The sequence below is a fragment of the Streptomyces sp. YIM 121038 genome, from assembly GCF_006088715.1.
In the GTDB taxonomy this organism is placed as follows: Bacteria; Actinomycetota; Actinomycetes; order Streptomycetales; family Streptomycetaceae; genus Streptomyces.
This window is the reverse complement of sequence record NZ_CP030771.1, coordinates 6,649,246-6,663,112: the sequence shown is the minus strand read 5'-3', so window position 1 is coordinate 6,663,112 and position 13,867 is coordinate 6,649,246. Positions and strand designations below refer to the sequence as shown.

Below are 13,867 nucleotides of genomic sequence, written 5' to 3'. Positions count from 1 at the left end.
GGCTCAGCCCTTGGTGAGGATGGAACGGCCGAAGAACAGCAGGTTCGCCGGCTTCTCCGCGAGACGGCGCATGAAGTAGCCGTACCAGTCGGTGCCGAAGGCGGTGTAGACGCGCATCCGGTGGCCCTCCGCCGCGAGCCGCAGGTGCTCCTCGCTGCGGATGCCGTACAGCATCTGGAATTCGTACTCGTCCAGTTTGCGCCCGGCGCGCCGGGCCAGCTCCTGGGTGATGGCTATCAGCCGCGGGTCGTGGGACCCGATCATCGGGTACCCCTTGCCGTTCATCAGGATCTTCAGGATGCGGACGTACGCCTTGTCGATCTCCGCCTTGTCCTGGTACGCGACCTCGACGGGCTCCTTGTACGCCCCCTTCACGATGCGCACGCGGCTGCCGTTCTCGGCCAGTCGGCGGGCGTCGTCCTCGGTGCGGAAGAGGTACGCCTGGATGACGCATCCGGTCTGCGGGAAGTCCTTCCGCAGCTCCTCGTGGATGGCGAACATCGAGTCGAGCGTCGTGTGGTCCTCGGCGTCGAGGGTCACGGTGGTGCCGATGGCGGCGGCGGCCTCGACGACCGGGCGGACGTTGGCGAGGGCCAGCTCGTGGCCGTTCTCCAGCGCCTGGCCGAACATCGACAGCTTCACGGACATCTCGGCCTTCTCGCCGAAGCCCAGGTCCTTGAGGCGCTCGATGAGCTCCAGGTAGGCGTCGCGCGCGGCGTGCGACTGCTCGACGGTGGTGATGTCCTCACCGACGACGTCGAGGGTGACCTCCAGGCCCTTGCCGACGGCGTCCTCGACGATCGGGACGACCTGGTCGACGGTTTCGCCGGCGATGAAGCGGTCGACGACCTGCTTGGTGCCCGGCGCCGCCGACACGAGACGGCGCATCTTGTCGCTGCGCGACGCGGCAAGGATCACGGGAGCCAGCACGGGGCACCTCCACGGGAGTACGAACGAAGCCGCACCGACATCGCTTTTGCGACAAAACTGGTACGGCACGGAGAACCACCGTGAAACCTAAGGATCCCTCCGATCCTGTGCTATCGACACCTGTCACGCATCCGTGGGCTGGATCTCAGACAGATGTCTGAGCCCGGCGCCGGACTGCGCGAGAATGGCTTTCGAAAGCATTGACGACGAGGTATCCGGGTAGGGGCGACAGCCCGCACGGAGCGAAGGAAGGGCACGGGTGAAGGGCGACTATCAGGAACTGGTCGACGAGATCTCGGCCCTCCTCGGCGCGCCCGCGACCCTGGAGAACCGCGACTTCGAGCTGATCGCCTTCGGCGCGCACGACGGCGGCGACGGCTTCGAGGCGGCCGACCTCGACCCGGTCCGCACCCGCTCGATCCTCACCCGTCGCTCCACGGCGGCGGTCCGCACCTGGTTCGAGAGCTTCGGCATCACGCGCGCCACCGCGCCGGTCCGCATCCCGCCGACCCCGGAGGCGGGCGTGCACCGCGGCCGCATCTGCCTCCCGGTACGCCACCGGGGGTACGCCCTCGGCTATGTGTGGCTCCTCGACGACGAGCCGGGCCCCTCGGACGCGCGGCTCGGCGCCGCCATGGAGGTGGCCGCCCGCATCGGCGCGCTGCTCGCCGACGAGGCCCAGGCGGGCGCCGACCTGACCCGCGAGTTCCGGGCGGTCCTGACGGCGGAGCGCGGCTGGCAGCGGGACATGGCGGTGGCGGCGCTGCGCACGGCGCTCGGGCCGCGCGGCGAGGGCCTGCACGCGGTGGTGTGCGTCGCGCCCTGGCCCGCGGCGGGCCCCGAGGACGCGCCCGCGCTGCGGACGGTGCCGGGGGCGACGGCCCTGTGCACGGTGCCGTGGCTCACGGCGGGCGCCGTGGCGCAGTCGCTCGCGGTGCTGGTGCGGCTGCGCTCGGCGGACGCCCTGACCCCGGCGATCACGACCGCCTCCCGGCTCGCCGAGACGGCGGGCGGCGGCGCGACGGCCGGGGTCGCGGGCGCCCGGCACGGCCTGGAGGACCTGGGCGCGGCCTGGGCGGAGGCGTCGGCGGCGGCCCGCACGGCGCTCGCCGAGCCGCGCTTCGGGCCCCTCGCCCGCTGGTCGGACATCGGCCCCTACCGCCTTCTGACCGCGCTGCCCGTGGAGGCCGCGCAGGACGCGGTGGCCCGCGCGCTGCTGACCCCCGCACACCGCGAACTGGCCCGCACCGCCGAGGTGTTCCTCGACTGCGCGGGCCAGGCGGGCCGCGCGGCGGCGGAGCTGGGCATCCACCGCCAGACGCTGTACTACCGCCTGTCGCGCGTGGAGCAGCTCACGAAGCTGGACCTGGACGAGGGTGAGGACCGGCTGCTCCTGCATATGGCCCTGAAGGCGTCACGGCTGCACTAGCCGCGCGCCCTCCGCCGCCGAGGCCCGCTCCGCCACCCGCCGCAGGCCCTCGGTGAGCTGGGCGGCCGTGGTGGCCGAGCCCGGGTCGAAGAGCCACTGGACCATGAGGCCGTTGAGCAGGGTGGTGTAGAAGCGTCCCTCGGCGTCCACGACGTCCCGCGGCAGGGCGGCCTCGTCGAGGTCGAGGAACAGCGCGGCGAGGCCCGCGCGCCCCTGCTCCTGGGCCTTGACCATGATGTCCCGCACCCCGGCGAGCCGCTCGCCCTGTGTGACGAACTCCAGGGTCAGCAGCCAGATCCCGCGCGCCTGCGGGAACGACTGGACGATGTTGCCCCACACCTTCTCGAACCGCTCGATCGAGCCGCCCGCCCCGGCGTCGTCCGGCGGCGCCCCGAAGCCGTCCCCGAGCTCCTCGATGAGCGAGATGTAGGCCTCGGCGAGCAGCGCGTCCTTCGAGCCATAGTGGTAGCCGATCGACGCGAGATTCGTGCCCGACTCCTTGACGACGTCACGGGCCGTGGTGCGCACGAAGCCCTTCTCCAGCAGGCAGCGCCTGGCCCCTGCGAGCAGATCCTCACGGTGTCCCATGCCCGCACCCTACGTCCGCCCCAGACACCCGTACAAGACAAGCGTCTTATACATTCGTTCTAGACAAGCGTCTAAGACGTCCGTACAGTCCTGCTCCATGACCACGACAACCACGCCGCCGCCCTCCCCCGCCACCGAGCGCGCGGGCCGCAGGGAATGGACCGCCCTGGCCGTCCTGATGCTGCCGCTGCTGCTCGTGTCGATGGACGTGTCGGTCCTCTACTTCGCGGTCCCCGCGATAAACGCCGACCTGCGGCCCAGCGGCACCCAGCAGCTGTGGATCTTCGACATCTACGCGTTCGTGCTGGCGGGCCTGTTGATGACCATGGGCTCGCTCGGCGACCGCATCGGCCGCCGCAAGCTCCTGCTGATCGGCGCGGCCGCCTTCGGCGCGGCGTCCGTCACCGCCGCCTACGCCACCGGGCCCGGCATGCTCATCGCCGCCCGCGCGGTCCTCGGCATCGGCGGCGCGACCCTGATGCCGTCCACGATGGCGCTCGTCCGCACGATGTTCCGCGACCCCGAACAGCGCGCCAAGGCGATCGGCATCTGGTCCGGCGTCATGGTCGGCGGGGTCGCCCTCGGCTCGGTCCTCAGCGGCGGCCTGGTCGAGTTCTTCTGGTGGGGCTCGGTGTTCCTGGTCAACCTGCCCGCGATGGCGCTGCTCCTGCTCCTCGCGCCCGCGCTCATCCCCGAGTCCAAGGACCCGCACCCGGGCCGCTTCGACCTGCTGAGCGTGCCGCTGTCGATGGCCGCGGTGCTGCCCGTCGTCTACGGCCTGAAGGAGCTGCCGTCCGAGGGGGTGCGGTGGCCGTACGTCGTCTCGCTCGCGGTCGGCGCCCTGTTCGCCGTGCTCTTCGTACGCCGCCAGCTCACGGCGTCCTCGCCGCTGATCTCCCCCGCCCTGTTCCGCGGCGGCCGGGGCTTCGGCGCCGCCGTCGCGCTGAACCTCATCTCGTCCTTCGCGATGCTGGGCTCGGCGTACTTCACGACGCAGTACCTCCAGTCGGTGCTCGGCAAGAGCGCCCTGGAGGCCGCCCTGTGGGCGCTGCTCCCCTCGGCCCTCATCGGCTTCGCCGCGCCGGCCGCCACGGCGGCGGTGCGCGGGGGCGTGGCCAGGGCCCGGGTCGTCGCGGGCGGGTTCGTCCTCTCCGCCTGCGGCTACGGCCTGCTGTTCCTCGCCGGTACGGACGCGATGTGGACGGTGCTCGCCGGGGCCGGGGTGCTCGCCTGCGGGGCGGTGGTCGTGGGCTCCCAGCTGACGGACCTGGCGCTCGGCGCGGCCCCCGCGGAGAAGGCGGGGGCGGCCTCCTCGCTCCTGGAGACGGGCCAGGAGTTCGGCGGCGCCCTCGGGATGGCGGTCCTGGGCTCCATCGGCACCGCGGTGTTCCGCCACGACATGCCGGACACGGCTCCGGACGCGGCCCGCGAGACCCTGGGCGGCGCCGTGGCGGTCGCCTCCCACCTGCCGCCCACGGCGGCGGACGCCCTGACCGGGGCGGCCCGCTCCGCCTTCACCAGCGGCATGCACATCGCGGCCCTGGTGGGCGCGGCGGTGCTCCTGCTGGCCGCGGGCCTGGCTGCCAAGTCCCTGCGCTGACACGCCGAACGCCGGACGGGCTGGAGGTTTCCAGCCCGTCCGGCGTTTGAGGACGCGGCGCGCAGCGCCGATGGAGCGAGGCCTGTCAGTCGGCCAGGTTCACCGAGCGGGCGGACGTCGCCCCGATCTCGGCGGCGACCTCCGCGAGCACCGCGGGCGGCACGGTGTCGTCGACGGTGAGGACGGCCAGCGCCTCCCCGCCCACGTCAGCGCGAGCGACCTGCATCCCGGCGATGTTGATCCCGGCCTCCCCGAGGACGCGCCCGACGGTGCCCACGACACCCGGGCGGTCCGCGTACCGCAGCACGACCATGTGGTCGGCGAGCGCCAGGTCCACGTCGTACTCGCCGACCGCGACGATCTTCTGGTGGTTCTTGGGACCGGCGAGCGTGCCGGACACCGCGACCTCCTCGCCGTCGCCGAGGGTGCCGCGCACGGTGACCACGTTCCGGTGGTCCGGCGACTCGGAGGAGGTGGTGAGCCGCACCTCGACACCGCGCTCCTGGGCGAACAGCGGCGCGTTCACGTACGAGACGGTCTCGTCGACCACGTCCTCGAACACGCCCTTGAGGGCGGACAGTTCGAGCACCTTCACGTCGTGCTGGGTGATCTCGCCGTACACCTCGACGTCGAGCCGCACCGCGACCTCGCCCGCGAGGGCGGTGAAGATCCGGCCGAGCTTCTCCGCGAGCGGCAGGCCGGGGCGCACGTCCTCGGCGATGACACCGCCCTGGACGTTGACCGCGTCGGGCACCAACTCGCCCGCGAGCGCGAGGCGTACGGACTTGGCGACCGAGATGCCCGCCTTCTCCTGGGCCTCGTCGGTGGACGCGCCGAGGTGCGGGGTGCACACCACCTGGTCCAGCTCGAACAGCGGGGAGTCGGTGCACGGCTCCTTCGCGTACACGTCGAGGCCGGCGCCCGCGACGCGGCCCTCCTTGAGCGCCGAGTACAGCGCCTCCTCGTCGACGATGCCGCCGCGGGCGGCGTTGACGACGCGCACTGCGGGCTTGACCTTGTGCAGCGCCTCGTCCCCGATGAGGCCCACGGTCTCGGGCGTCTTCGGCAGGTGCACGGTGATGAAGTCGGAGACCTCGAGCAGCTCGTCGAGCGAGAGCACCTTCACGCCCATCTGCGCGGCGCGCGCGGGCTGCACGTACGGGTCGTAGGCGACGACCTTCATGCCGAACGCGGACATCCGCTGCGCCACGAGCGCGCCGATGCGGCCGAGGCCGACGACGCCGAGGGTCTTCTCGGCCAGCTCGACACCGGTGTACTTGGAGCGCTTCCACTCGCCGTTCTTCAGCGCCGTGTTGGCCTGCGGGATGTTGCGGGCGGTGGCGAGGATCAGACCGCAGGCCAGCTCGGCGGCGGTCACGATGTTCGAGGTGGGCGCGTTCACCACCATGACGCCGGCCTTGGTGGCGGCGGAGACGTCGACGTTGTCGAGGCCGACGCCCGCGCGGGCGACGACCCGCAGCTTGCGGGCGGCGGCGATGGCCTCGGCGTCGACCTTGGTCGCGGAGCGGACCAGGATGGCGTCGACGTCGGCGATGGCGGGCAGCAGCTCCGCGCGGTCCGCGCCGTTGCAGCGCCGGATCTCGAAGTCCGGGCCCAGGGCTTCGACGGTCGCGGGCGACAGCTCTTCAGCGATGAGTACGACCGGTTTGCCGTTGGCAGCAGTGCTCACGTGAGTCCTCACAAGTCCAATGCGGACGGCCGTCCCGACGGCCGCAGGCGGTGGAGGTGGCTCCGCGTGGAAGACGCACGACGCTGTGGGCCTGACGCGAATGTGGTTTGCAGTGTAGTGGCGGCTGCCGGGGCCTTATGCGCCTGACTGGAAGGATCACCCGGACGTGGCTGGACACGGCGGACAACCGCGGAGGGCAAGATCCAGCCCCTCCGGCGTTTGAGGAGCGGGGTCCGGGGCGGAGCCCCGTGTCCTCGTGCCCGAGGGGCCGGGGCGATGTGCCCGGGGGGCCGGGGCGATGTGCCCCGGCCCCACCGGAGTACGCCCTACTCGTCGTCGTTGACCCAGGACATGAGCTTGCGCAGCTCCTTGCCCGTGGTCTCCAGGAGGTGGTCCTGGTCCTGCTGCTTGTACTCGTTGTACTTCTTCAGGCCGCCGTGGTACTCGTCCATCCACTGCTTCGCGAACGTGCCGTCCTGGATCTCGGCGAGGACCTTCTTCATCTCGGCCTTGGTGGCGTCCGTGATGATCCGCGGGCCCGTGACGTAGTCGCCCCACTCGGCGGTCTCGGAGACCGACCAGCGCATCTTCTCCAGGCCGCCCTCGTACATGAGGTCGACGATCAGCTTCAGCTCGTGCAGGCACTCGAAGTAGGCGATCTCCGGCTGGTAGCCCGCCTCGACGAGGGTCTCGAAGCCCGCCTTGACCAGCGCGGCGGTGCCGCCGCAGAGCACGGCCTGCTCACCGAACAGGTCGGTCTCGGTCTCCTCGGTGAAGGTCGTCTTGATGACACCGGCGCGGGTGCCGCCGATGCCCTTGGCGTACGACAGGGCGAGCTCGAAGCCCTTGCCGGTGGCGTCCTGCTCGACGGCCGCGATGCAGGGAACGCCGCGGCCCTCCTCGTACTGACGGCGCACCAGGTGGCCCGGGCCCTTGGGGGCGACCATGCAGACGTCGACGCCCGCCGGGGGCTTGATGAAGCCGAAGCGGATGTTCAGGCCGTGGCCGAAGAACAGCGCGTCGCCCTCCTTGAGGTGCGGGGCGATGGACTCCTCGTAGACCTGGGCCTGGATGGGGTCCGGGACCAGGACCATGATGACGTCGGCCTCTTCGGACGCCTCGGCGGGCGTGACCACGCGCAGGCCCTGCTCCTCGGCCTTGGCCTTCGACTTGGAGCCCTCGTGCAGACCGACCCGGACGTCCACACCGGAGTCGCGCAGCGAAAGGGCGTGGGCGTGTCCCTGGCTGCCGTAACCGATGACCGCGACCTTGCGGCCCTGGATGATGGACAGGTCGGCGTCGGCGTCGTAGAACAGCTCGGCCACTGGGAAACTCCTCTGTGTGCTGATGTTGCGTCCCACCGTACGGCGGGCTCGGACAGGAAGGTCGGGGGGTTCCGGAATGCGGAACGTCAGGCGGTGCGGTCGAGCGCCCGCAGGCTGCGGTCCGTGATCGAGCGCGAGCCGCGGCCGATCGCGATGGTGCCGGACTGCACCAGCTCCTTGATGCCGAAGGGTTCGAGCATCTTGAGCATGGCCTCCAGCTTGTCGCTCGACCCGGTGGCCTCGATGGTCACGGCCTCGGGCGAGACGTCCACGGTCTTGGCGCGGAACAGCTGGACGATCTCGACGATCTGGGAGCGGGTCTCGTTGTCGGCGCGCACCTTCACGAGGACGAGTTCGCGCTGAACGGCCGAGCCCGGCTCCAGTTCGACGATCTTCAGGACGTTCACCAGCTTGTTGAGCTGCTTCGTGACCTGTTCGAGCGGCAGGTCCGCGACGTTCACGACAATGGTGATGCGTGAGATGTCGGGGTGCTCGGTGACGCCGACGGCGAGCGAGTCGATGTTGAAGCCGCGGCGGGAAAAGAGGGCGGCGATCCTGGCCAGGATGCCGGGGGTGTTCTCCACCAGGACGGAGAGCGTGTGCTTCGACATGGGAGTCATGGTTCTCGTGCCTCTGCCTCGTGTTCCGTGGGCCGTCAGTCGTCTTCGCCGTCGCCGAAGTCGGGGCGCACGCCCCGGGCGGCCATGACCTCGTCGTTCGAGGTGCCCGCCGCGACCATCGGCCAGACCTGGGCGTCCTCGTGGACGATGAAGTCGATGACGACGGGCCGGTCGTTGATGGCGTTGGCCTCTTCGATGGCCTTGTCGAGGTCGGCCGGGTCCTCACAGCGGATCGCGTAGCAGCCCATCGCCTCGGACAGCTTGACGAAGTCCGGGACGCGGGTGCCGGCGCTCGGCTGCTTGCCGTCCGCGTCGGGGCCGCTGTGCAGGACGGTGTTGGAGTAGCGCTGGTTGTAGAACAGCGTCTGCCACTGGCGGACCATCCCCAGGGCGCCGTTGTTGATGATGGCGACCTTGATCGGGATGTTGTTCAGGGCGCAGGTGGTGAGTTCCTGGTTGGTCATCTGGAAGCAGCCGTCGCCGTCGATCGCCCAGACCGTCTTGTCGGGGCGGCCCGCCTTGGCGCCCATGGCGGCCGGGACGGCGTAGCCCATCGTCCCTGCGCCGCCGGAGTTGAGCCAGGTCGCGGGCTGCTCGTACTGGATGAAGTGCGCGGCCCACATCTGGTGCTGGCCGACGCCCGCGGCGAAGACCGTGCCCTCGGGGGCCAGTTGGCCGATGCGCTCGATGACCTGCTGGGGCGAGAGCTGGCCGTTGTCGGGGTGGTCGTAGCCGAGCGGGTACGTCTCGCGCCAGCGGTTCAGGTCGGCCCACCAGGCGGTGTAGTCGCCGGTGTGGCCCGCGGTGTGCTCGGCCTGCAGGGCCTGGACGAGGTCGGCGATGACCTCGCGGGCGTCGCCGACGATCGGCACGTCGGCGGCGCGGTTCTTGCCGATCTCGGCCGGGTCGATGTCGGCGTGCACGACCTTCGCGTACGGCGCGAAGCTGTCCAGCTTGCCGGTGACGCGGTCGTCGAAGCGGGCGCCGAGGGCGACGATCAGGTCGGCCTTCTGCAGCGCGGTGACGGCGGTGACCGCACCGTGCATGCCCGGCATCCCCACGTGCAGCGGGTGGCTGTCGGGGAACGCGCCGAGCGCCATCAGGGTGGTGGTGACGGGCGCGCCGGTGAGCTCGGCGAGGACCTTCAGCTCGGCGGTGGCACCGGCCTTGATGACGCCGCCGCCGACGTACAGGACGGGGCGCTTCGCGGCGGTGATGAGCTTGGCCGCCTCGCGGATCTGCTTGGCGTGCGGCTTGGTCACCGGGCGGTAGCCGGGCAGCTCCTGCTGGGGCGGCCAGGAGAACGTGGTGCGCGCCTGGAGGGCGTCCTTGGCGATGTCGACGAGGACGGGGCCCGGGCGGCCCGTGGAGGCGATGTGGAAGGCCTCCGCGATCGTGCGCGGGATGTCCTCGGCCTTGGTGACCAGGAAGTTGTGCTTGGTGATCGGCATGGTGATGCCGACGATGTCCGCTTCCTGGAAGGCGTCGGTGCCGATGGCCTTGGAGGAGACCTGGCCGGTGATGGCGACGAGCGGCACCGAGTCCATGTGGGCGTCGGCGATGGGCGTGACCAGGTTGGTGGCACCGGGGCCCGAGGTGGCCATGCAGACGCCGACCCTGCCGGTGGCCTGGGCGTAGCCGGTGGCCGCGTGGCCCGCGCCCTGCTCGTGGCGGACGAGGATGTGACGGACGCGCGTGGAGTCCATCATCGGGTCGTACGCCGGGAGGATCGCGCCTCCGGGAATGCCGAATACGGTGTCGGCCCCGACTTCCTCGAGCGAACGGATCAGGGACTGCGCACCCGTGACGTGCTCGACGGGCGCGGACTGCTGCTGTCCAGAGGATCGGGGCCGCGGCTGCGGATGGCTGGCCCCGGTGGCCTGCTCGGTCATCGGCATTCTCTTCTCGATGCTGAGGGTTTTCGCTGAGGTTCCGCCCCGACGTCGGGCGGAGATTTAGCGGGGTTTTTGCCTGGGTTTGGCAGTGCTGGTGCAACAAAAAACCCCTCGTGCCGTGGGGCAAGCGAGGGGAGCGCGCCGGGTGCGGTCGCTGGATTTCTCCGGTGTCAGGAACCGGACTTCCCAGCTTCAGCCGACGCGCTTTCCAAGTACGAGAATTCGGGTGCGCATGGCACTGACCCTCCCCCCGGCGCGCCACACCTGTCAAGTAGGTGGGACGGGCGTCTCAGCATGTGAGAGGCCGAACGGGGTGGTCCCGGCCACCGTCCCGGCCGCGTAGGCCGCGCCCGCGCCGCCGAAGGCGGCCGGGGGCGCCACGGCGGGGCCGCCCACGCACACCGGCTCCACGGGGCCGCGCGGCACCGGGTACTCCCCCATCGCGAGCGCCCGGCGCAGCCGGTACTCGTCGAGCGGGCCGGAGAACGCCATGCCCTGGCCGTGGGTGCAGCCCATCGCGCGCAGCGCCACGACCTGCTCGGGGTGGTCCACGCCGTCGGCGACGGAGTCGAGGCCGAGGTCGGTGGCGATGCGCAGGAGACCGGCCGTGATCTTGCGCAGCCGGGCGGACTCCACGACGCCCTCGACGAGCCCGCGGTCCAGCTTCAGCACGTCGACGGGGAGGCGCCGCAGGGCCGTGATCGCCGCGCAGCCGCTGCCGAAGCCGTCGAGCGCCACGCGGACGCCGAGCCGCCGCAGGGAGGTGAGGCGGCGCTCGAGCTCGTCGAGGGAGACCCGCGGGTCGCTGTCCGCGAGCTCGATGACGAGCGCGCCGGAGGGCAGGCCGTGCCGGGTGAGCAGGGCTTCCAGGGAGCCGAGCGGCAGGGAGCGGTCGACCAGACGGCGCGCCCCGATCCGCACGGAGACGGGCATCGCGTGCCCGGCGATGGCGCGCTCCGCGGCCTGCTCGACGGCCTCCTGGAGCAGCCAGCGGCCCAGCTCGGCGGTGCGGTCGCCGTCCTCGGCGGTGCGCAGGAACTCGGCGGGCGTGAACAGGATGCCCTGGGCCGAGCGCCACCGCGCCTGGGCGGCGACCGAGGTGATCCGGCCGCTGTCGAGCGCCACCACGGGCTGGTGCAGGAGCGCGAACTCGCCCTCGTGCAGGGCGCTGCGCAGGCGCGTGGCGAGCTCGGCCTTGCGGGCGACGTCGGCCTGCATCTGCGGGGCGTACAGCTCCACGCGGCCCTTGCCCGCGGCCTTCGCGCGGTACATCGCCAGGTCGGCGTTGCGCAGCAGCTCGCCCGCGCCGACGCCCGGCTCGGCGAAGGCGACGCCGATGGACGCGGCGACCCGGACATCGTTGCCGCCGATGTCGTACGGCTGCGAGAGTCTGAGCCGCAGCCGGTCGGCGAGCTCCATGATGTGCTTCTCGCGGGCGGCCTGGTCGCGGGTGCCGTCGCCGACGATGAGGGCGGCGAACTCGTCGCCGCCGAGGCGCGAGGCGGTGTCCGACGCGCGGACGGCCTCCTGGAGGCGCTGGGCGGCCATCACGAGGAGTTCGTCGCCCGCCTGGTGGCCGATGGTGTCGTTGACGGCCTTGAAGCCGTCGAGGTCGATGAAGAGCACGGCCGTGCCCCGGTCGGTGACTCTGCGACCGCCGAGCGCTTGCGCGACTCGGCGGGTGAAAAGCGCCCTGTTGGGCAGGTCGGTGAGCGGATCGTGCTCGGCGTTGTGCTGCAACTGCGCCTGGAGGCGCACCCGTTCGGTCACGTCCCGGCTGTTGAAGATGAGACCGCCGTGGTGGCGGTTGACGGTGGACTCCACGTTCAGCCATTCACCGCTGCCGGACTTGAAGCGGCATTCGATCCGCGTCGTGGGCTCCTCCACGGGGTTGGCGGCGAGGAAGCGGCGCACCTCGTGGACCACGCGGCCGAGGTCCTCGGGGTGCATGAGCGTGGCCAGCTCCGAGCCGACGAGGTCGTCGGCCTCGCGGCCGTAGACCCCGGCGGCGGCCGGGCTGACGTAGCGCAGGATGCCGCTCGGGGCGGCGATCATGATGACGTCGCTGGACCCCTGCACCAGGGAGCGGAAGTGGTTCTCCTTCTGGGCCAGTTCCTGGGTCAGCGTGATGTTGTCGAGCAGCATGATGCCCTGGCGCACGACGAGCGCGAGGACGACGGTGCCCGCGGTGAAGAGCACGACCTCGTCGACGCTGCGCCCGTTCAGGACGTTGTAGAGGATCCCGAGCGTGCAGACCGCGGCGGCCAGGTACGGCGTGAGGGCGGCGAGCGAACCGGCGATGGGCCGCGTCGTCGCGTACCGTCCGTCGTCGCCCCGCTCGTGGTCGCGGACCTCGCGCCCGTCGCGCACGTCACGGGGATCACGAAGGTCACGCGGATCACGGAGATCGCGGTGGTCGCGGTGGTCGCGCCCCTCGTGGGGATCGCGTACGTCCCGTGGATCGCGTACGTCGTGGAAGTCGCGGGCGCCCCGCACGTCGTGGACGTCGCGGGCCCCGCGTACGTCGTGCACGCCCGCGATGCGCGTCCTGCCGTACGGGCGGTGGGCCGCGCGCGGGGGGTCCGGTTCGATGCGTCCCGGCCGGGGCGCCGCCCACGGGGCGTACGCGAGGAGCAGCGAGCCCGCGAACCAGCCCGCGTCGAGCAGCTGGCCGGAGCGGTAACTGGCGTGCAGCAGCGGCGAGGTGAACAGGGCGTCGCACATCACGGTCAGCGCGAGGGCCCCGATGGCGGTGTTCACGGCGGTGCGGTTCGCCGATGAGCGCCTGAAGTGCAGCGCCAGGACCATGCTGACGAGGGCGATGTCCAGGAGCGGATACGCGAGCGACAGCGCGGCGTGCGCGACGCCGGGCCCGTCGAACTGCGCGGTGTGCGCGAGGGCGAGGCTCCAGGAGAGCGTGAGCAGCGAGCCGCCGATGAGCCACGCGTCGAGCCCGAGGCACACCCATCCGGCCTTGGTGACCGGGCGTTTGGCGAGCACGAGCAGCCCGATGATGGCGGGCGGAGCGAAGCAGAGGAAGAACAGGTCCGCGAAGCCGCGCTCGGGCACGGTCTGCCGCAGGACGACCTCGTGCCATCCCCACACCGCGTTTCCGCAGGCCGCCATCGCGGAGGAGAGCGCGAACAGCAGCCACGCGGGTCGAAAGCGGCTGCGCCGGGTGCGGGAGTAGAAGAAGCAGGAGACGGCGGCGGCCGCGGCGGCGGCGCTGAGGCCGAAGTCGCCCATGATGAGCGCGAGCCGGTCCGAGCCCCAGCCGAGGGCGGACCCGGTCGCATAGCCGCCGCAGACCAGCAGCAGGAAGACCTGGGAGAGCAGGCCCGTGCCGCCGCTCGGCGCCGGGCGGCGGGCCATGGGGGCGCCCGGCGAGGCCATGGGGGCGCCGAGGCCGCCCTCCAGGACGGCCGCGGAGGCCGCCTGCCCGCTCACCGGGCCACCTCGCTGCGCGCGCCGGTGCCACGGCCACGGGGGCCGCGTCCACGCACCGCGCGCGGGAGGCCCTTCGTGGCACCACGGGTTCCATCCGGCACCGGGCCGTAGGACCCCGGTCCCGTCGACGGGACAGGCGGGGTACAGGGGCCCTGCCGCTGTCCGCCGGGGGGCGCCGGATCCGTGGACCGACGGCCGCTCGTCCGCCCTGATGGCTGCCATGCGCCGACCTCCGACCGCTGTGGACGGCGCCTGGCGGCGCGGTGCGGGTGCCGGTGCCGCCGGGCGCGGTGCCGACGTCCGTGGGCCGGTGTGCGCGAGAGTCGCGGGCGGTGGTCCCGCC

At 71.9% G+C, this 13,867-nt stretch carries 9 protein-coding genes; 2 read left to right on the top strand and 7 right to left on the bottom strand.

From position 1 onward, the window contains the following. Positions 1 to 3: 3 nt before the first annotated feature. Complete coding sequence (locus C9F11_RS28755) at positions 4 to 930, bottom strand: proline dehydrogenase family protein (RefSeq protein WP_138961982.1); 927 nt, start codon at positions 928 to 930, stop codon at positions 4 to 6. A 259-nt stretch (positions 931 to 1,189) separates the two neighbouring features. Here C9F11_RS28755 and C9F11_RS28750 point away from each other — a divergent pair, with 259 nt between their 5' ends. Continuing rightward, positions 1,190 to 2,359 (top strand): helix-turn-helix domain-containing protein, encoded by a 1,170-nt coding sequence (locus C9F11_RS28750; RefSeq protein WP_138961981.1) that lies wholly within the window; start codon positions 1,190 to 1,192, stop codon positions 2,357 to 2,359. On the opposite strand, the gene C9F11_RS28745 is transcribed toward C9F11_RS28750, so the two are convergent. Then, a complete protein-coding gene (locus C9F11_RS28745) occupies positions 2,345 to 2,947 on the bottom strand; it encodes a TetR/AcrR family transcriptional regulator (protein ID WP_138961980.1) in 603 nt (200 codons plus the stop codon). The genes C9F11_RS28750 and C9F11_RS28745 overlap by 15 nt on opposite strands. A 97-nt stretch (positions 2,948 to 3,044) precedes the next feature. Between C9F11_RS28745 and C9F11_RS28740 the strand changes: the two genes are divergently transcribed. Further along, entirely contained in the window at positions 3,045 to 4,547 is a 1,503-nt protein-coding gene (locus C9F11_RS28740) for an MFS transporter (protein ID WP_138961979.1), read from the top strand. An 85-nt stretch (positions 4,548 to 4,632) separates the two neighbouring features. Here the strand turns inward: C9F11_RS28740 and serA are convergent, their stop codons facing one another. From serA to C9F11_RS28710, 5 genes are all read right to left on the bottom strand, one after another. Beyond that, positions 4,633 to 6,237, bottom strand: a complete 1,605-nt coding sequence (gene serA / locus C9F11_RS28735) for a phosphoglycerate dehydrogenase (protein ID WP_138961978.1) — start codon at positions 6,235 to 6,237, stop codon at positions 4,633 to 4,635. 326 nt (positions 6,238 to 6,563) lie between these two features. Next, on the bottom strand, positions 6,564 to 7,562 hold the full coding sequence (gene ilvC, locus C9F11_RS28730) for a ketol-acid reductoisomerase (RefSeq protein ID WP_138961977.1): 999 nt from the start codon (positions 7,560 to 7,562) through the stop codon (positions 6,564 to 6,566). An 86-nt stretch (positions 7,563 to 7,648) separates the two neighbouring features. Beyond that, entirely contained in the window at positions 7,649 to 8,173 is a 525-nt protein-coding gene (gene ilvN / locus C9F11_RS28725) for an acetolactate synthase small subunit (protein ID WP_138961976.1), read from the bottom strand. A gap of 44 nt (positions 8,174 to 8,217) precedes the next feature. Continuing rightward, positions 8,218 to 10,080 (bottom strand): acetolactate synthase large subunit, encoded by a 1,863-nt coding sequence (locus tag C9F11_RS28720; protein WP_138961975.1) that lies wholly within the window; start codon positions 10,078 to 10,080, stop codon positions 8,218 to 8,220. A gap of 264 nt (positions 10,081 to 10,344) precedes the next feature. Beyond that, positions 10,345 to 13,470 carry an EAL domain-containing protein gene (locus C9F11_RS28710; RefSeq protein WP_171076133.1) on the bottom strand — a complete coding sequence of 1,042 codons (3,126 nt, stop codon included), beginning with the start codon at positions 13,468 to 13,470 and terminating at the stop codon, positions 10,345 to 10,347. Positions 13,471 to 13,867 lie beyond the last annotated feature (397 nt).